The 17,920-nt window shown below is 71.2% G+C and carries 18 protein-coding genes and 1 tRNA gene; 6 read left to right on the top strand and 13 right to left on the bottom strand.

What is annotated here, in order from left to right; all coding sequences use genetic code 11:
- Positions 1-78 precede the first annotated feature (78 nt).
- From FPT20_RS08420 to polA, 4 genes are all read right to left on the bottom strand, one after another.
- Entirely contained in the window at positions 79-621 is a 543-nt protein-coding gene (locus FPT20_RS08420) for a DUF1731 domain-containing protein (RefSeq protein ID WP_233265445.1), read from the bottom strand.
- Positions 618-1,253: a DUF4166 domain-containing protein gene (locus FPT20_RS08425; protein ID WP_158864352.1), complete on the bottom strand. Its 636-nt coding sequence runs from the start codon at positions 1,251-1,253 to the stop codon at positions 618-620. Before FPT20_RS08425 ends, FPT20_RS08420 begins: the two co-directional genes overlap by 4 nt.
- 7 nt (positions 1,254-1,260) lie before the next feature.
- Positions 1,261-2,934, bottom strand: a complete 1,674-nt coding sequence (locus tag FPT20_RS08430) for a DUF885 domain-containing protein (RefSeq protein WP_158864354.1) — start codon at positions 2,932-2,934, stop codon at positions 1,261-1,263.
- Between the two features lie 75 nt (positions 2,935-3,009).
- Positions 3,010-5,682, bottom strand: coding sequence for a DNA polymerase I (polA, locus tag FPT20_RS08435; RefSeq protein WP_158864356.1), 2,673 nt, complete (start codon positions 5,680-5,682; stop codon positions 3,010-3,012).
- A gap of 66 nt (positions 5,683-5,748) precedes the next feature.
- Between polA and FPT20_RS08440 the strand changes: the two genes are divergently transcribed.
- Positions 5,749-6,153 carry a hotdog fold thioesterase gene (locus tag FPT20_RS08440; protein WP_158864358.1) on the top strand — a complete coding sequence of 135 codons (405 nt, stop codon included), beginning with the start codon at positions 5,749-5,751 and terminating at the stop codon, positions 6,151-6,153.
- A gap of 414 nt (positions 6,154-6,567) precedes the next feature.
- Here the strand turns inward: FPT20_RS08440 and FPT20_RS08445 are convergent, their stop codons facing one another.
- A complete protein-coding gene (locus FPT20_RS08445) occupies positions 6,568-7,173 on the bottom strand; it encodes an ANTAR domain-containing response regulator (RefSeq protein WP_158864360.1) in 606 nt (201 codons plus the stop codon).
- Positions 7,174-7,211: 38 nt separating this feature from the next.
- Here FPT20_RS08445 and FPT20_RS08450 point away from each other — a divergent pair.
- A tRNA-Leu gene (locus FPT20_RS08450) sits at positions 7,212-7,294 on the top strand.
- Positions 7,295-7,315: 21 nt separating this feature from the next.
- On the opposite strand, the gene FPT20_RS08455 is transcribed toward FPT20_RS08450, so the two are convergent.
- The 6 genes from FPT20_RS08455 to FPT20_RS08480 form a co-directional block, all read right to left on the bottom strand.
- Positions 7,316-7,576 carry a ferredoxin gene (locus FPT20_RS08455; RefSeq protein WP_158864362.1) on the bottom strand — a complete coding sequence of 87 codons (261 nt, stop codon included), beginning with the start codon at positions 7,574-7,576 and terminating at the stop codon, positions 7,316-7,318.
- On the bottom strand, positions 7,573-8,763 hold the full coding sequence (locus FPT20_RS08460) for an NADH-ubiquinone oxidoreductase-F iron-sulfur binding region domain-containing protein (RefSeq protein WP_158867957.1): 1,191 nt from the start codon (positions 8,761-8,763) through the stop codon (positions 7,573-7,575). Before FPT20_RS08460 ends, FPT20_RS08455 begins: the two co-directional genes overlap by 4 nt.
- 2 nt (positions 8,764-8,765) lie before the next feature.
- Entirely contained in the window at positions 8,766-9,323 is a 558-nt protein-coding gene (locus FPT20_RS08465) for a ferric reductase-like transmembrane domain-containing protein (RefSeq protein ID WP_233265446.1), read from the bottom strand.
- Positions 9,320-10,282, bottom strand: coding sequence for an FAD:protein FMN transferase (locus FPT20_RS08470; protein WP_158864366.1), 963 nt, complete (start codon positions 10,280-10,282; stop codon positions 9,320-9,322). The genes FPT20_RS08465 and FPT20_RS08470 overlap by 4 nt, the downstream gene beginning before the upstream one ends.
- Positions 10,260-10,571 (bottom strand): hypothetical protein, encoded by a 312-nt coding sequence (locus FPT20_RS08475; RefSeq protein ID WP_158864368.1) that lies wholly within the window; start codon positions 10,569-10,571, stop codon positions 10,260-10,262. The genes FPT20_RS08470 and FPT20_RS08475 overlap by 23 nt, the downstream gene beginning before the upstream one ends.
- Positions 10,572-10,702: 131 nt before the next feature.
- Positions 10,703-11,203 carry an FBP domain-containing protein gene (locus FPT20_RS08480; RefSeq protein ID WP_158864370.1) on the bottom strand — a complete coding sequence of 167 codons (501 nt, stop codon included), beginning with the start codon at positions 11,201-11,203 and terminating at the stop codon, positions 10,703-10,705.
- 110 nt (positions 11,204-11,313) lie between these two features.
- On the opposite strand from FPT20_RS08480, the gene FPT20_RS08485 reads away from it, so the two are divergent.
- Positions 11,314-11,655, top strand: coding sequence for a thioredoxin family protein (locus FPT20_RS08485; RefSeq protein ID WP_233265447.1), 342 nt, complete (start codon positions 11,314-11,316; stop codon positions 11,653-11,655).
- Here FPT20_RS08485 and FPT20_RS08490 read toward each other — a convergent pair.
- Entirely contained in the window at positions 11,648-12,457 is an 810-nt protein-coding gene (locus tag FPT20_RS08490) for an MBL fold metallo-hydrolase (protein ID WP_233265448.1), read from the bottom strand. The genes FPT20_RS08485 and FPT20_RS08490 overlap by 8 nt on opposite strands.
- Before the next feature lie 64 nt (positions 12,458-12,521).
- On the opposite strand from FPT20_RS08490, the gene FPT20_RS08495 reads away from it, so the two are divergent.
- The 3 genes from FPT20_RS08495 (at position 12,522) to FPT20_RS08505 (ending at position 15,469) form a co-directional block, all read left to right on the top strand.
- Positions 12,522-13,547, top strand: a complete 1,026-nt coding sequence (locus tag FPT20_RS08495) for an LLM class flavin-dependent oxidoreductase (protein WP_158864372.1) — start codon at positions 12,522-12,524, stop codon at positions 13,545-13,547.
- 120 nt (positions 13,548-13,667) lie between these two features.
- Positions 13,668-14,630: a hypothetical protein gene (locus FPT20_RS08500; RefSeq protein ID WP_158864374.1), complete on the top strand. Its 963-nt coding sequence runs from the start codon at positions 13,668-13,670 to the stop codon at positions 14,628-14,630.
- 62 nt (positions 14,631-14,692) lie between these two features.
- The gene (locus FPT20_RS08505; RefSeq protein WP_158864377.1) at positions 14,693-15,469 is read left to right on the top strand and encodes an SGNH/GDSL hydrolase family protein; all 777 of its coding nucleotides are present in this window, start codon (positions 14,693-14,695) and stop codon (positions 15,467-15,469) included.
- A gap of 6 nt (positions 15,470-15,475) precedes the next feature.
- Here FPT20_RS08505 and FPT20_RS08510 read toward each other — a convergent pair whose 3' ends face one another.
- Complete coding sequence (locus FPT20_RS08510) at positions 15,476-17,899, bottom strand: phosphoketolase family protein (RefSeq protein WP_233265449.1); 2,424 nt, start codon at positions 17,897-17,899, stop codon at positions 15,476-15,478.
- Positions 17,900-17,920 lie beyond the last annotated feature (21 nt).

Raw genomic sequence — 17,920 nt, forward strand, 5'->3', positions numbered from 1 at the left:
AGGCCCGGCGCGATGGTGCGTTGTTTGTGGTCCGCGCAGGGCAGGCGGATAGGGATGTCACACAAGTGACGTTCCAGTCTATCGGGCCGAAGTTGTGCGCAGCAACCCGCGGGAGGCGAGCACCTGGGCGAGCGCGCCCTCCAGGTCGGGATAGGCGAACCGGTAGCCGGCGTCGAGCAGTCGTTCCGGCAGCACCCAGCGGCTCTTCAGCACGAGTTCGGTCTCGGTGCGGATCGCGGCCGAGCCCACTTCGAGCATCCACCGGTGGGCCGGGAGGCCGATGCGGACGCCGAGCAGCCGCCGCAGCGTGGCCATCAGAGTGCGGCTGTCGACCGGGTTCGGCGACGACACATTGACGGCGCCGTCGAGCTCAGGCCGCGTGCGGAGGAACTCGATCGCTCCAAGGACGTCGGCGAGGTGCACCCAGCTGAACCGCTGACGGCCTCCGCGGGCGCCGAACTCGTGGAAGGTGCCCGCGGCGCGCCGCGATGCGGTCGGCACCCAGCGCCCGTCGACCTGGGGGCCGCCGAGGAGGACTGCAGCGCCCTGGGACCGGTAGTGCTCGGCGAGATAGCGTCCGATGAACCCCGATGCCCCCGCGAGCGCGATCCGTCCGGTCACCGCGACTCCCCCGTGTCGACCTCGTAGCGGAACCACCCCGCATACTGATAGACCCTACCGACGATCGGCATCGTGACCGTGATGGCCACCCGCTGCCGGTCCGCGGCCTCGTCGAATCGCTCCGTCAGCACGATTCGAGGCGCGACCGCCCTCGGCAGGCGAACCCTGAGCCGGCCGACCAGGAGCGTCACACGCTCGCTCCGGAGTCGCAGTCCTCCCTCCAGGATGCTCGCGCGGAAGGTCGCCACCGCTCGGACGGGCCGCCCGAGCCGATCGTCGAGCGTCCCGGAGGTGACGCCGATCTCGTCGACCATGCGTCGCGCCCCTCGGGCCAGTGCGAACTCCCTCACGGCGGCGACCGCGGGGGAACCGTCCGCCCTCGTCGCGGGCCTGTTCTCGACGGTGAACGGCACGTCGCGCTCCCACACCGGGAAGATCACTTCCGGCCCGAAGAGCCCCAGGAGCGGCCGCACCCAGCGGCGGGGCGTGCCGACCGTGTCGAACACGCCCCGCCCCCGGCCGACGCCTCCAGGCGGGATGGCGTCGAAGTACGCCCGCAGGCGGGGGTGCAGCTCGTCGAAGCGGTCGGCCAGGACCTGCCGGTACGGCGACCGCTCCCCTGCTGACGGCATCGAGACGTCAGTCGAGCAGGGCCGACTTCAGCGTGTCGAGACCGACCCCGCCGATGTCGAGCGCCTTCTTGTGGAACGCCTTGATGTCGAACGCGTCGCCCTCGCGGCGCGCGTACTCGTCGCGCAGCTGCTCCCAGATGCGCTGGCCGATCTTGTACGACGGCGCCTGCCCGGGCCAGCCGAGGTAGCGGTTCACCTCGAACCGCACGAAGCCCTCGTTCATGTTCACGTTCTCGCCGAGGAATCCGAACGCGTACTCGCCGGTCCACGGCCCCGAGCCGTCGGGCAGCTGCTTCTCGAGGTGCACACCGATATCGAGGACGACCCGCGCGGCCCGCATGCGCTGACCGTCGAGCATGCCGAGCCGGTCTGCGGGGTCGTCGAGATAGCCGAGCTGCTCCATCAGGCGCTCGGCGTAGAGGGCCCACCCTTCAGCGTGACCGGAGGTGCCCGCGATGCGCCGCCACGAGTTGAGCTGCGCCTTGTTGTAGGTCGCCTGGGCGATCTGGAGGTGGTGCCCCGGCACGCCCTCGTGATACACGGTGGTGAGCTCGCGCCAGGTGTCGAACTCCGTCACGCCCTCCGGGACGCTCCACCACATGCGGCCGGCGCGCGAGAAGTCGTCGCTCGGGCCGGTGTAGTAGATGCCGCCTTCCTGGGTCGGCGCGATCATGCACTCGAGGCGCCGGATCTCGGCGGGGATGTCGAAGTGCGACCGGCCGAGCTCCTCGATGGCGCGGTCGCTCGTCTCCTGCATCCAGCGCTGGAGCGCGTCGGTTCCGTGGAGCTTGCGCGACGGGTCGCCGTCGAGGAAGGCGATCGCCTCCCGGACACTCGCGCCGGGCTTGATCTCGCGCGCGATCGACTCCTGCTCCGCGACCATGCGCGCGAGCTCCTCGATGCCCCACTCGTACGTCTCGTCGAGGTCGACCGTGGCCCCGAGGAAGCTCCGCGAGGCAAGCGCGTACAGCTCGCGGCCGACGGCGTCCTTCTCGGGAGCGTGCGGGGCGAGTTCGTTCTGGAGGAAGTCGGCGAGCTTGGCGTAGGCGGCAGCCGACTCGCGCGCCCCCTCGGCCAGGTCGGCCTTCAGCGACGCGGGAAGCTCCTCCTGCCCGGCCTTCGCCGAGCCGGTGAACTCGAAGAAGAAGCCGGAGTCGGCGACCTGCTTGTTGGCCTGAGCCAGGACCTCCCGGACCTGTCGGATCGCCGGGACGTTGCCCGCTGCGATGCCGCTGCGCAGCGTCTCGACGTAACCGTCCATCGCCGCCGGGAGGTTGTGGAGGCGCTTGGCGACGTTGGACCAGTCATCGACGGTGGCCGTCGGGACCAGGTCGAAGATGTCGCGGAGCTCCTGCGCCGGGGAGGCGATCACGTTGAGGTCGCGCTGCCCGAAACCGGCCTCGTGCTTCTCGATGGTCAGCTGGAGCTCGCGCGCCAGGTCCATCTTGGTGATGCGGTCCACCTCGTCGACCGGCTCGGCCGTCTCGATCTCGGCCAGGGCCTCCTTGACCTTGCCGATGGCGTGCTCGGCGCCCGCCGGTGAGTAGTCCGCGTACTCGCCCTCACGGCCGGGTCGGCCGAGCCATACGTGGTACTCGGGGTAGAGCTCCAGTTGGGTGTCGACCCACTTCTCGGCGATCGTGTCGACCGGAGTGGGTTCGCGCTTCTCTGCGTTCGTCATGAGACGAGCCTATTGAAGCGAGCGGCCGCCGGGCCAGCGCCCACGCCCGCCCATCCGCGGTGCACGGGCAGCTGGTCAGTGCGCGGCGGCGTCCCAGTTGGCGCCCCGGCCGACCTGCACATCGAGAGGGACCCGGAGGTCGGCGGCGCCCGCCATGCGGGTGCGGACGATGGACTCGAGAGCGTCCCACTCCCCCGCCGCCACCTCGAAGATGAGCTCGTCGTGCACCTGGAGGAGCAGACGCGACTCGAGCCGCTGGTCGATCAGGTCACCCGCGATCCCGAGCATCGCGATCTTCATGATGTCGGCCGCGGAGCCCTGGATCGGCGCGTTGAGCGCCTGCCGCTCGGCGTTCTCGCGCTGGAGCCGGTTGGTGGAGGTCAGGTCGGCGAACGGGCGGCGGCGGCCGAAGATCGTCTCGGTGAAGCCGTCGACCCGGGCACGCTCGACGACGTTGCGGAGGTAGTCGCGCACCGCCCCGAAGCGCTCGAAGTAACCGCTCATGAGGTCGCGTGCCTCCGAGGTCTCGATGCGCAGCTGCTTCGACAGGCCGAAGGCGCTCAGCCCGTACGCGAGCCCGTACGACATCGCCTTCACCTTGGTGCGCATCAGCGGTGTGACCTCGGACGGGTCGACGCCGAACACGCGTGAGCCGACGAACCGGTGGAGGTCCTCCCCCGCGTTGAAGGCCTCGATCAGTCCCGGGTCTTCGGAGAGGTGCGCCATGATGCGCATCTCGATCTGCGAGTAGTCGGCGGTGAGGAGGGTGTCGTAGCCCTCGCCGCTGACGAAGGCGGAGCGGATCTCGCGCCCCTCCTCGGTGCGGATGGGGATGTTCTGCAGGTTGGGGTCGTTGGACGAGATGCGGCCGGTGCTGGTGCCGGTCTGGTCGTACGTGGTGTGGATGCGGCCGTCGGATGTGATCGACCGCTCGAGGGTCTCGACGATCTGCTTGAGCTTGGTCGCATCGCGGTGCTGGAGGAGGAGCCCGAGGAAGGGGTGCGGGTTCTTCTCCTGCAGGTCGGCGAGCGAGCCGGCGTCGGTCGAGTAGCCGGTCTTGGTGGAGCGCGTCTTCGGCATGCCGAGCTCCTCGAACAGCACCTGCTGGAGCTGCTTCGGCGAGCCGAGGTTGATCTCGTGGCCGATCTCGGCGTAGGCGCGGGCGGCGTAGTCGTTGGCCTTGTCGGTCAGCTGCCCGCGGATCCGGCCGAGCACCTCCGTGTCGATCGCGACGCCGTTGAGCTCCATCTCGGCGAGGACCGCGACGAGCGGGAGCTCGATGTCGTCGAGCACGGCGCGCGTGCCCTCGTCGAGCGCGATCATCTGGCCCTCGGCGACGCGGAGGATGTACCAGGCCTCGGTCGCCGGGCTGACGGCGTCGTTCAGCGGCACGAGCTGGTTGGGGTCGGAGACCGGCAGGGTCTCGCCGAGCACCTCATACACCTGCTCGGCCAGCGACTGCGCCGCCGCTCCGGGATTGACGAGCCACGAGGCGATCCGCGTGTCGAAGGCGAGGCCGTCGACGATGAACCCGGCCCGGCTCAGCGCCTTGAACTGGGGCTTCGCGTGGAAGAAGTACTTGGGCGCCGAGCTCGCGAGCCACCGCTCAAGACCCTCGTAGTCCCTGCGGCCCGCGGCCCACGGCACGTAGACGGTGTCGTCTCCGGAGGCCAGCCCGAACCCGCTGATGCCGGCCGGACCCAGCTCGAGCTGCACCGCGATCGGGGTCCCTGCCTCCACGGCCTTGGTGAGCCAGTGGTCGAGCTCCTCGTCGACGAGCGTGCGGACCGCGGGGGCGCTGACGGCACCCGCGTGGGCCGACTCGACCGGGCCGGCGGCTCCTTCGAGCATTCCGTCCTCCGCGGCGGTCTTGAGGAGGCGCTCGAGCAGGGTCTTGAACTGCAGTCGCGCGAAGATGTCGCGCACCGCCTTCTCGTCGAGGGGACGCCGTCGCAGGTCGTCGAGCTCGACGGGCAGCTCGACGTCGTCGCGGAGCTGGTTGAGCCGGCGGTTGCGGAGGGCGTTCTCCTTCTGGTCGCGGAGGTTCTGCCCGACGACACCCTTGATCTCGTCGGCGTGTGCCACGAGGTTCTCGACCGTGCCGTACTGCTGCACCCACTTGACCGCCGTCTTCTCGCCCACCTTGTCGATGCCGATGAGGTTGTCGCTCGTCTCGCCGACGAGCGCAGCGATCTCGGGGTACTGGTGCGGCTCGATGCCGTAGCGCTCGCGCACCGCCGCCGGATCGTAGACCTTCAGCTCGGAGACGCCGCGGACGTTCGGGTAGAGCAGCGTCACGTCGTCGTTGACCAGCTGGATGGTGTCGCGGTCGCCGGAGACGAGGAGCACCCGGTAGCCCTCCTCCACCCCGCGCCGGGCGAGCGTCGCCAGGATGTCGTCGGCCTCGTAGTCCTCCTTGGCGATCGTGGTCACGTTCATCGCGTGGAGCGACTCCTCGAGCAGCGGGACCTGCCCGGCGAACTCGGACGGGGTCTCGCCGCGGGTGCCCTTGTACTCGGGGTATTCGCGGGTGCGGAAGGAGTAGCGGGAGATGTCGAACGCCACCGCGAGGTGGGTGGGCTTCTGCTGCTGGAGCAGGTTGATGAACATCGCGATGAAGCCGTGGATCGCGTTGGTGTGCTGGCCCTCGCGGTTGACGAAGCTGTCGACAGGGAGCGCGTAGAAGGCCCGGAACGCCAGCGAATGGCCGTCGATGATCAGAAGGGTAGGCTTTTCGGAGTCCGACACCGGTACAGCCTACAAGGGGCCGGTGACACTCCCCCCGCCCGGCCGACGAAGGTGAGAGACGCCGAGATGACCGACGACGCGCTCGCGTACGTGAAGCAGAGAGGCCTCGGCGCACTGGCCGAGAAGATGGGCATCGAGATGCTCGAGTTCACCCTCGAGCGGGCTGTCGCCCGGATGCCGGTGGAGGGGAACACGCAGCCCGCCGACCTGCTCCACGGGGGCGCCTACGTGGTGCTCGGCGAGTCTCTCGGCTCGATGTCGGCGAACCTGTGGGCGGGCGAGAACCGCCTCGCCGTGGGCATCGAGATCAACGCGACCCACACCCGCTCGGCGACGAGCGGCTACGTCACGGGCGTGTGCACGCCCATCCACCTCGGACGCACGCTCACGACCCACGAGATCGCCGTCACCGACGATCAGGGGAGGCGCTGCTCCACGATCCGGATCACGAACCTGATCAAGGACCGCTGAGGCGGCGGGCGCGCGGCGCTTGCGCCTTGTGCCGCTGCCGCCGCCGCCGCTGCTGCCGCTGCCGCCGCCGCTGCTGCTGCTTGCCGCCGACATTCGTCACGAATGCGGCCCTCAACCCCGGCAGAACCAGGATTCGGCCCGAATCCAGCGAGCCGCGGCGAGACGCGAGAACAACATTCAGCACGAATGTCGCTTTGCACGCTGTCCGACCCAACATTCAGCACGAATCTCGTGGGGGCGCCGCAGCGGCCCGACGCCACATTCAGCACGAATGTGGTTCAGGCGTGGGCGGAGCCCAGATTCGGCACGAATCTCGGGCGCAGTGGAGGCGCGGAGGGCGCAGTGGAGGCGCGGAGCGCGGGAGGCGCGGAGCGCGGAGCGCAGGAAGCCCGGAGCGCAGGAGGCGCGCAGCGCCTACTTCTTGGGGGCGAGCTGCTCGATGATGGCCTGGGCCACGTCGTGCATGGTGAGGCGGCGGTCCATCGACGCCTTCTGGATCCAGCGGAACGCCTCCGGCTCGCTGAGGCCCATCTTCTCGTTGAGGAGGCCCTTCGCGCGGTCGACCAGCTTGCGGGTCTCGAAGCGCTGCACCATGTCGGAGACCTCGGCCTCGAGCGCGATGATCTGCTGGTAGCGGGCGAGCGCGATCTCGATCGCGGGGAGCAGGTCGTTCGGGGTGAACGGCTTCACCACGTACGCCAGCGCACCGGCCTCGGTCGCGCGCTCGACGAGCTCCTTCTGGCTGAAGGCGGTGAGCAGGACCACCGGCGCGATGTGCGCCTTGGAGAGCCGCTCGGCGGCGGAGATGCCGTCGAGCTGCGGCATCTTCACGTCCATGACCACCAGGTCGGGGCGCAGTTCGGTCGCGAGCGCGACCGCGGTCTCGCCGTCTCCGGCCTCGCCGACCACTTCGAAACCGTTGTCGCGCAGGATCTCGACGATGTCGAGACGGATGAGCGATTCGTCCTCCGCGACGACGACGCGGCGGGGTGCGGTGGGGGTGGTCTCCTGGTCAGTCACGCATGAAAGCCTACGGTATTGTGCAGTTGTTGTTGTGCGCCGCTGTGGCGGAATGGCAGACGCGGAGCACTCAAAATGCTTTGTCCGGAAGGGCGTGTGGGTTCGAGTCCCACCAGCGGCACGACAGCCTCCGGCGCTGCTCTCAGCGCGCCACGCGACCTCTCTGCGGAGCCTCGATCCGGCTGAGCCGCAGCGCGAGGACGGGGCAGAGCGCCACCGCGTCCTCGGCCGCTTCGAGCTGATCCGGCCGGACCGGGATGTCGGTCCGGGCGCCGACGGGCTGTCCCACCGCGAACGGGTAGCCCCAGTCGTCGCGGCCGATCGATCCCTCGAGCAGTTCTGCGCAGAGTCCCCTGCCGTCGCAGCGGGTCCAGTCGACGTGGAGGACGTGCCGGGCGCTCATCGCGGGCTCTTCGAGCAGCGGCCGGCCTGGTGGGCGTGGACGTCTCGGGCGAAGACGCGCAGGGCGCTCCGGACGAGCCGGGCGGACCCGTCCGGATGGTGGCAGGCGCCTCTCCCGTCGACGAGCTCGGCCAGCCGAGCCGCCTCCGCCGCGGCGTGCTGGCCGCCGCTGCCGAACGCGAGCTCGCGGAAGCGCGCGGCGAGCGCAGGGAGGCCGAACATGCACGGCCCGCACTGCCGCGCCGATGCCTCGGCGAGCCGGTCGACGATCTCCGAGGTCGCGGCGAGCCCGCAGCGCTGGGGCCCAAGGACGTGCACGACGCCCGCGCCTGCGCTCGCGCCCGCGGGACTGCTCGTCTCCGACGGCTTGACCCACTCCCCGTGGTAGCCGCCGAGCAGGACGGCCGCCGCGGTGTCCGCACGTCCCCCGGCAGCAGCGACGATGGAGGCGATGTCGGCGTCGGTCGCGACCTCCAGCACGCCTTCGGCCGCGACGTCGCCCGTCACCGTGACGAGCCTCGTCCCGGGCCGTGCCGGGTCGCCCACCGAGCGGAACCAGTCTCCGCCGTACCGCGCGACGAGGGCGAGCTGTGCCAGGGTCTCGACGTTGTGGAGGAGGGTGGGGCGCCCGTCGAGTCCGCGCTCGCTGAGGCGGCGAGTGCGGTCGACCGGGAGCCCGACGCCGGTCTGCAGCGCGTTGACCACGGCCGTCGCCTCTCCGGCGACGAAGCCGTCCTCAGCCTCCACGAGCTCGACGCGCCGGGCATCGGTGCGCTCGGCGATCGCGCGGGAAAGCGGCTCGAGCGCCTCATGCCGGACAGAGAGGATCATCCGGCGAGCCCCGAGCGCCTCCCCGGCGACGAGCAGGCCGTCGAGCACGAGGTGCGGCGCGTTGGCCAGGAGGACGGCGTCCTTCCAGCTCCACGGCTCGCCCTCCGAGCCGTTCCCGATCACGACCGGGGCGCGCCGGCCCGCCGTCGCGGCCAGCTTGCGGTACGCGGGGAACCCGGCACCTCCCCGGCCGGTCAGCCCCGCTCGCTCGAGTTCGCGCACGAGCGTCTCCACGGAGAGAGCCGGCCGCAGCCCGAAGGCGGCGACGTGAGCCGGCATGCCGGCCGACGGGCCGGCCGAGAGCAGTCGCGATGTCCCGGCCGGCGCCGCCGTCGCCGTCACGGGCTCCGAGGTCATGGTCACGACAGCTCCTTCCGGCGCGTCATGGCGCCCTCGATGAACCCGGCCGACGCCCGCCACAGCACCGCGACGATCACGAACAGGACCGAGGCGGCGGCGAGCAGCAGCATCCAGCCCGACCGACCGTCGGTGCCGTCCCCGATCGAGTGGAGGAGCGCGACCGGCCAGAGGGCGTAGGACAGCCAGTGGATCGTCTTGAAGACGCGGACCCCGAGCCGCCGCCGCAACAGGGCGGTGACCGTCACCGCGATCATGAGGTCGACGGCGACCGTCCCGAGGCCCAGCCAGAAGGGCTGCACGGCTCCCGCGAACGGGACGACGATGTCGGCGGGGGTCATCTTCGCGTAGGGGTCGAGGAGCAGCGTCAGGACGTGCACGGTGATGAACACGACGGAGAGGAGCGAGAGATTGCGGTGGACGAGCGTCACCGAGAACCGAGGCATCCCGGGGAGCGGGCGCCCGGACCGCGCGACGATGCCCAGCCACAGGGAGGCGGTGAGCAGCACGAGCGCCACCACGCCGGACGCGCGCCCCACCGCCCAGAGCACCTCGTTCACGGCCGCGACTCCTCCGGCCATCGGCCGGTCGTGACGACTGAGCCGTCGCGCGCGACGAGGCGGGCGTCGGCCGACCGCGCCTCCAGCCAGGCGACCGCGTCCCTCCCCTTGACGACCGCCGCCGTCGTGAGGGCGTTCGCGTCGAGGCAGGTGCGGGCAGCCGCCGAGACGGACCGCCACACCGGTTCCACCGGGAGGCCGAAGCGGGGGTCGAGGATGTGGTGCCGGACGGCGCCGCCCTCGCTCCACCGCCGCTTCTGCGTGCTCGAGGTGGCGACGCCGGCTCCGGACGGCAGCGAGACGACCGTCGCGGGGTCGTCCGGCAGGTCCTGGACGAGCACTTCCCACCGCCGGAGGCCCGGGCCCGCCGTGGCGATGTCGCCGCCGAGGGAGACGAGGACGTCGGCCCCCGTCTCCGCCGCGACCAGGGCGGCGATCCGGTCGGCGGTGTGCGCCTTGGCGGTGGCGCCCAGATCGAGGCGCACGTCGTCCGGCAGCCGAAGCCGACGGCCCGTGAGCATGACGCTCTCCCAGCGGGGGCTGCGAGCGACGGACACGGTGACGGGGACGGCGGTGCCGCCTGCGCGGACGGGCTCCAGGTCGGCAAGGTCGCGGTCGTAGCCCAGGCCCTCCAGATCGGAGCCGAGTCCCGGGTCGACGGCGCCACCGGTGCGGCGGGCGACGTCGAGGGCCACGGCGACGTACTCGGCGAGCAGCGGGCTGAGTTCCAGCCCGTCCGCCGGGCGCGGCGCAGCGTTCAGTATTGAGAGCTCGGAGTCGGGCTCGAACCGGCTGCAGGCGGTCGTCACCGCGGCCAGTTCTCGGTCAGCGAGCCGTCGGGCGGCGGCCAGGTGGTTGGCCGGCGACACGACGAGCCGGGCCGCGAGTCCCCAGACGGTCCAGTCCTCGGCTGCTTCGTGCGTCGCGGCGACCCGGTCAGGAGCCGCTGGACTGCCCACTGACGCCACCCCCCTGACCCTGCTGGATACCGCTGCCCGGCCCGGTGAAGCTGTTGCTCCCGGAGCCGTTGTCGTCGCCCTGGCCCGAGCTTCCCGTCGAGCCGTCCTCCGAGGACGAGCTCCCCGAAGTGCCGGAGGTCGTTCCGCTCGTTCCGGTGGAGGCGGTCCCCGAGGTCTTCGAGCCCACGAAGAGGAAGCCCGAGAGCAGTCCCGTGACCGCCAGGCTGAGCACGCTGACGACCGTCGTCACCGCCACCGCGGTGCGCTTCCCCGCTGACCGGACGTCCATGGCGTCCTCCCTCCCTGAGCCTGATACCAGACTGGACCGGATTTCTTTCCGCATCCTTACGCAGGGTGGGAGGGTGCTTGCGGGTGCCTATGAATCCGCCATGGACGGCGACCGGTCCGATACGACCGGGGTCAGATGCGCGCGCCCACCACCGTCGCCGCGAAGCGGCGCGCCCGGTCGGCGAGACCCGCGATCCGCTCCTCGATCACCCGGTCGGGGTCGAACGAGACGTACTGCGGGGGCGGCGTCCGCCGGACGTTGACGCTGCACTCGAACGAGCCGCAGACCAGGGTGCCCACCGTGTCGCCGTTGCGCCCGGCCTGCCCTGCCCGGCGCGCGGACCAGAAGTAGACGTCGCGCACGAGCTGCACGTCCTGGCACCAGCCGCACATGGAGGGCACGTGAGAGCGCATCGATGCCTCGGAGGCGCGGAGCACGATGCCCACGGGCCCGTCGCCCGAGGGGATCACGACGTAGCCGCGCTGCGGGAGGCGCGGGTCGCGCCACCCGAGGTACTCGCGGCGGGCCCAGTCGACCTCGTGCAGGCCGGGCGGAAGGGACAGCTCCTCGGCTTCGCTGCGGGAGCAGTTGACGAACGACTCGCGGATCTGCTGCGGGCTCAGGATCTCCATGGGCACCTCCTCCCCCATGCTCGCACAGGATCGCCGGGCCGCCGCGGGGGCACGGGCATTTCGACGGGAGGGTTGACCTTGACCCGCGGGGCCGGTTCTAGCATCGCGGCATGAGCATGAAGCAGAGCAGGAGCCCCCTCCCGAGCGTCACCGACGACACCTTCCAGGGGGAGGTGCTCGAGGCGCCCGGGACGACGATCGTCGAGTTCTGGGCGGAGTGGTGCGGGCCCTGCCGGGCGCTCGGGCCGATCCTCGAGACGGTTCAGGAGGAGCGCCCCGAGCTCCGGCTGCTGAAGCTGAACGCCGACGAGAACATGGACACGGCGGTCGCCTACCGGGCGATGGCGCTTCCCGTCCTCAAGGTGTTCCGGCAGGGCGAGGTGATCGGGACGATCATCGGCGCGAAGCCGAAGCCCGCCCTCGACCAGGAGCTGGCCCGCATCCTCACGTGAGGTGGTCGAAGTCGCCGCTGACCCAGCCGATGTACCGGTCCGCGGAGCGGAGGACGGTGTCTCTGGCGTCTCGCGGGAGGCGATTGCCCAGGTTGCCGTACATCCGGTCGAACGGGCGGTCGCAGACCCGGTCGGCGACCCTCCGGACGACCGCCGCGGACAGCGGGATGTCGTTGGGGAAGCTGCGCTGGAAGGTCACCCAGCGCTCCGACGGGCCGGGGAAGACGGTGTCGCCGCTCAGCACGACCCCGCGGTCCCAGTGGACGACCGCGCTGCCGGGGAAGTGACCGCCGATCGTCCGGAGCGTCACGCGGGGAAGCACCTCCAGCTCGCCCGTCCAGGTCTCGATCACGGGCGCCTCCCGCTGCACCCAGTGCCGGTCGGCCTCGTTGACGAGCACCGGAGGGTCGCCGAGCATGCGCGACCACGACGTCTGGGCGCCGAACATGTGCGGGTGGCTGGAGGCGATGATCGCCGCCCCACCGAGATCCTGCACAGCCGTGGCAGCGGCCTCGTCGACGTAACCCGTCGGGTCCCACAGGAGGTTCCCCTCCGGGGTGCGCAGCAGCATCGCCTGCTGCCCGATCCCGACCCTGGGCTCGCTCCGCAGCGCGAAGAGCTCCGGCTCGAGCTCGGTCACGACGACCCGCTCGCCCTCCCGCTGCAGCTCCTGCAGGGTGGTCCAGCGCTGCCCGGAGGGAGGGACGTACTGCCGCTCGTCCTCGCAGATCGGGCACGAGGCGGGGGCCGCCTCCCCCTCGGGGAATTCGACGGCGCAGGTCGCACAGAGCCAATCAGCCACGACGCGACTCTATCCGCCGAGCCCGGGCTGGAATAGCTCCGGCCGCTGCGGGCTTGACTCCTGTGTGAAACGGATCGGCTTCCTCTCCTTCGGCCACTATCAGGCGATCCCGGGATCGGTCTCGAGGACGGCGGGAGACGCGCTTCGCCAGCACGTCGAACTCGCCGTCGCGGCCGAGGAGGTCGGCGCGGACGGCGCCTTCGTCCGCGTGCACCACTTCGCCCCGCAGCTGGCGTCGCCCTTCCCCCTCCTCGCGGCCATGGGAGCCCGGACGAGCCGCATCGAGCTCGGCACCGCCGTCATCGACATGAGGTACGAGAACCCGCTGTACATGGCCGAGGACGCCGCGGCCGCCGATCTCATCAGCGGTGGGAGGCTGCAGCTCGGCGTGAGCCGCGGGTCACCCGAGACGGCCCTCCACGGCTACGAGTCGTTCGGCTACGTTCCCGGCGATGGGGAGACCGACGCCGATCTCGCGCGCCACCACACGGACCTGTTCCGCGCCGCCATCTCGGGCGCGGGCGTGGCCGAGGCGAACCCTCAGATGACCGGAGGCCGGCGCGGCGCGCTGGCGATCGAGCCGCTGTCCCCGGGTCTTCCCGACCGGATCTGGTGGGGCTCGGGCACCCGCGCCAGCGCGGTGTGGACGGCGCAGCAGGGCATGAACCTCATGAGCTCGACCCTCCTCACGGAGGACACCGGCGTGCCCTTCTCCGAGCTCCAGGCCGAGCAGATCCGGCTCTACCGGGAGGCGTGGGCCGAGGCCGGCTGGGGGCGCGAGCCCCGGGTGTCCGTCAGCCGGAGCATCATCCCGATCACGACCGACACCGACCGCCGGTATTTCGGCGCCTCCGCCCTCGCCGACCGCCACGACCAGGTCGGGCACCTCGATGGCGGCCTCGCCCGGTTCGGCAAGAGCTACGTGGGCGAGCCCGACCGACTGGTGGAGGAGCTCCGCGAGGATGCCGCGATCGCGGAGGCCGACACCCTTCTCGTGACGATCCCCAACCAGCTCGGCGTCGAGTACAACGCCCACCTGCTGGAGACGATCGTCTCCCAGCTCGCGCCCGAGCTCGGCTGGCGGGACTGATCGGCCCGCACGGGGCCCGTCCCCCGAAGGTGGGCTGTCCCCCGCGCTCACGGCTGGGAGGATGAAAGGGCTGCACACCCGAAGCCGCAGCGTCGTCGTCGGTCGATCGAAGGGTGCGCCTTGCAGCTTCCACGGATCCGCTCCGCGCTCGTCGCGATCGGTCTGCTGCTCTCGCTCGGGACGATCGCCGCAGCGTCCGCTCCCGCCGCGGCCCGCCCGCACACCGGCGCCGGCCTCATGCTGACCGACCCGAGCGCGTCGTCCGCCCCCTCCGGCATCACCGCCCTGTGGGCCTGGGGCAACCCGATCGACCCCGCCGTCGACGCGCGAGGCCGCGGAGAGCCGCAGTTCGAGCCCGACGCGCTCGCCGACTTCGCGCGCGGTCACGGCCTCCGCACAGTCTACCTCTCCGTCCCGTGGGCGGCCGACGAGGGACCCTTCGGGCCCTGGCTCACGGCCGCTGTCACAGCGCTGCACGGAGCGGGTGTCACGAAGGTGGCGGCCCTCGGGGGCGACCCGGCCTGGGCCGACGACCCCACCTTGGCGGCGACCTGGGCCGCGGCAGCCCTGCGCGCGGCGCCGTTCGATGCGGTCCAGTTCGATGTGGAACCCTGGGCGGTCTCCTCGGATGCGGACCTCCCGGGCGTCGTCGCCCGGTTGTCGACGATGTACGACACGACCCGCGAGGCGATCGGCGCGACACCGATCGGGGCGGACCTCCCCTGGTGGCTCGCCGCCAAGCAGCAGCCCGACGGAGGTACGGCCTTCGATGCACTGCTGCCTCATCTGACATCCGTGGCGGTCGTCGCCTTCAGCGATCACGCGGAGGGGCCGGACGGCATCGTCGCGCTCGCACAACCGGCCGCGGCGGCGGCCTCGGCCGCCGGCGTCCCGTTCACGGTCGGCGTCGAGACGGACACTCCCGCGGTCGCGGGCGGCGCGTCGGCGACGTTCGGCGATGACACGGCGGCCGCCCTGGAGGAGCAGACCGGGCTGGTGCGCGCCGCCCTCTCGTCCCTCCCCGGCTATCAGGGGGTCTCGGTCGAGCACCTGCTCGCCTGGCAGGCGTTGATCGCCCGCTGACGCGAAGCCGCGGGATCGGCGCACGCGACGCCGCCCCCGATACGCGCGGTAGCGTTGGTCGGGTGTTCACCAGCTATATAGCGATCGGAGACTCCTTCACGGAGGGTGTCGGAGACGATCTCCCGGACGGGCGCCAGCGCGGCTGGGCCGACTTCGTCGCGCTGGGCCTCGCGGCTGCGTCGCCGGGCCCGGTGCGGTACGCCAACCTCGCCGTGCGGGGCCGGAAGCTCGGGCCGATCGTGGCCGAGCAGGTCGAGCCCGCGATCGCGCAGAAGCCCGACCTGATCAGCCTCAACGGCGGCGGCAACGACATCATGCGACCCCGTGTCGCGATCGAGTCGGTGGCCCGGGTCCTCATCGACACGGCCGATCGCGTCGTCGCCGGCGGGGCGCACATGCTGCTCCTTAGCGGCGCGGACCCGACCGCGCACCTGCCGCTCGGCGGTCTCGTCCGGAGGCGCGGCGAGGAGCTGGCACGAGCGGTCCGGGCGGAGCTCCCGCGCGACGGGGTCACCTTCGTCGAGAACTGGGCGGACGCCGGACTGCGCGACATCCGGTACTGGTCCGAGGACCGCCTCCATCTCAACGCTCTCGGGCATGCCCGCGTCGCGAGCAACGTTCTCCGGGCGTTCGACGTGCCGGTCCCCGCCGAGTGGGGCGTGGAGGAGGTCGCGAGCGCCCCCGCAGGCGGCCGTTCGCGCCGCACCGCCGACTACTACCGGCGCTATGTGCTGCCCTGGATCGGCCGCCGGCTGACCGGCCGGTCGTCGGGTGACGGCCGCACGGCAAAGATCCCCGTCCTCACCGTGGTGGACCCCGCCGGAGCCCAGCCGCTCTGACCCGCGTCAGTCGTTGTCGGCCTCGGTCGAGTCGATCCTGCTCGTCCGGGAGCCGCCTCCCCACGTCCACTCCGCGACCTCGGGGATGTCCTCGCCGTGGGCGCGGGTGTACTCCCGGGCGCGGATGCGCGCGTCCTGCATCTCCTGCCTGAGGTCCGCCTCGCGGGCCGCGAGACCGGGGACACGGTCGATCACGTCGATCACGAGGTGGTAGCGATCGAGGTCGTTGAGCATGACCATGTCGAAGGGCGTCGTCGTCGTCCCCTCCTCCTTGTACCCGCGGACGTGGAGGTTGGCGTGTCCGGTCCGGCGGTACGTCAGCCGATGGATGAGCCACGGGTAGCCGTGATAGGCGAACACCACGGGCTTGTCGGGCGTGAACAGCGCGTCGTACTCCCGGTCGCTCAGGCCGTGCGGGTGCTCGCCCTCGCTCTGCAGCCGCATGAGATCGACGACGTTCACGACGCGCACCTTGAGCCCGGGCAGGCGCCGGCGCAAGATGTCGGCGGCGGCCAGCACCTCCAGGGTGGGGACGTCGCCGGCGCAGCCCAGGACCACGTCGGGCTCCTCCCCCTCCGCCTCGGTGCCCGCCCACGGGAAGATGCCGATCCCGCGCGTGCAGTGGGCGATCGCGTCCTCCATGTTCAGCCACTGCGGTGCGGGCTGCTTGCCCGCCACCACGACGTTGACGTAGTCGACCGAACGGAGGCAGTGATCGTACGTCGACAGGAGCGTGTTGGCGTCGAAGGGCAGGTAGACCCGGACCACATCCGCCTTCTTGTTGACCACGTGGTCGATGAACCCCGGGTCCTGGTGCGAGGCGCCGTTGTGGTCCTGCCGCCACACGTGCGAGCTGAGCAGGTAGTTGAGGGAGGCGATCGGCCGGCGCCAGGGGATCTCGCGCGAGCTCTTCAGCCACTTGGCGTGCTGATTGAACATGGAGTCGACGATGTGGATGAACGCCTCATAGGACGTGAGGACGCCGTGCCGCCCGGTCAGCAGGTAGCCCTCGAGCCAGCCCTGGCACTGGTGCTCGCTCAGCACCTCCATCGAGCGCCCCGCGGGGCCCAAGTGGTTGTCGGCGTCGATCGGCAGATACTCGCCGTTCCACTGCTTCGGCGAGACCTCATAGACCGCCTGAAGCCGGTTGGAGGCGATCTCGTCGGGCCCGAACAAGCGGAAGTCCTCGGGGTTGCCGCGCATGACATCGCGCAGCCACTGACCGAGCACCCGCGTCGCCTCCGCCACCGTCTCACCGGGACGGTGCACGTCGACCGCATAGTCGCGGAAGTCGGGCAGCCGGAGGTCGCGCCGGAGGAGTCCGCCGTTCGCGACCGGGTTGGCGCTCATGCGCCGGTCGCCTTCCGGGGCGAGCGAGAGGACGCGCTCGACGGGGGCCCCCGACTCGTCGAACAGCTCCTCCGGACGGTAGGAGAGCAGCCAGTCCTCGAGGATCCGCGTGTGCTCCTCCGAATCGCGCGCGTTCTCCAGCGGCACCTGGTGAGCGCGCCAGTTGTTCTCCGCCGGATGCCCGTCGATCTCCGCCGGGCAGGTCCATCCCTTGGGCGTCCGCAGGATGAGCATCGGCCAGGCCGGACGGCCGTCGAGCTCACCGGCGGCGGCCGCGCGCTTGATCTCGGCGATCCGGTCGAGGATCTCGTCGAGGGTCCCCGCCATGCGCTTGTGGACCTCGCGGGGATCCTCCCCGTCGAATCCGCCCGAGACGAGGTAGGGCGAGTACCCGTAGCCGCGCATGAGCTGGAGGAGCTCGTCCTCGGGGATGCGTGCGAGCACCGTGGGATTCGCGATCTTGTACCCGTTCAGGTGGAGAATCGGGAGGACGACGCCGTCGGTGACCGGGTTGAGGAACTTGTTCGAGTGCCACGCGGTCGCGAGCGGACCCGTCTCCGCTTCGCCGTCGCCGACGACGGCTGCGACCAGGAGGCCCGGGTTGTCGAAGGCGGCGCCGTACGCGTGCGAGAGGGCGTAGCCCAGTTCGCCTCCCTCGTGGATGGACCCCGGCGTCTCGGGCGCGGCGTGACTCGGGATCCCTCCCGGGAAGGAGAACTGCCGGAACAGGCGGCGCAGGCCGTCCTCGCTGGGGTCGATCGCGCTGTAGGTCTCGCTGTACGTCCCGTCGAGGTAGGCGCTCGCGACGACGCCGGGCCCTCCGTGACCGGGTCCGGCGACGAAGATCGTGTCGAGGTCCCTCTCCTGGATCGCGCGGTTGAGATGCGCGTAGACGAAGTTGAGGCCGGGGGTCGTGCCCCAGTGGCCGAGCAGCCGCGGTTTGATGTCCTCGCGCGCGAGCGGCCGACGCAGCAGCGGGTTGTCGAGCAGGTAGATCTGCCCGACCGAGAGATAGTTCGCGGCGCGCCACCAGGCGTCCAGCCGGTCCAGCGTGTCGTCGGAGAGCGGAGCGTTCGTCATGTGTGGTCCTCCCGCGCGCAT

Origin of the sequence: Leifsonia sp. AG29, from assembly GCF_009765225.1 — a bacterium.
In the GTDB taxonomy this organism is placed as follows: domain Bacteria; phylum Actinomycetota; class Actinomycetes; order Actinomycetales; family Microbacteriaceae; genus Leifsonia.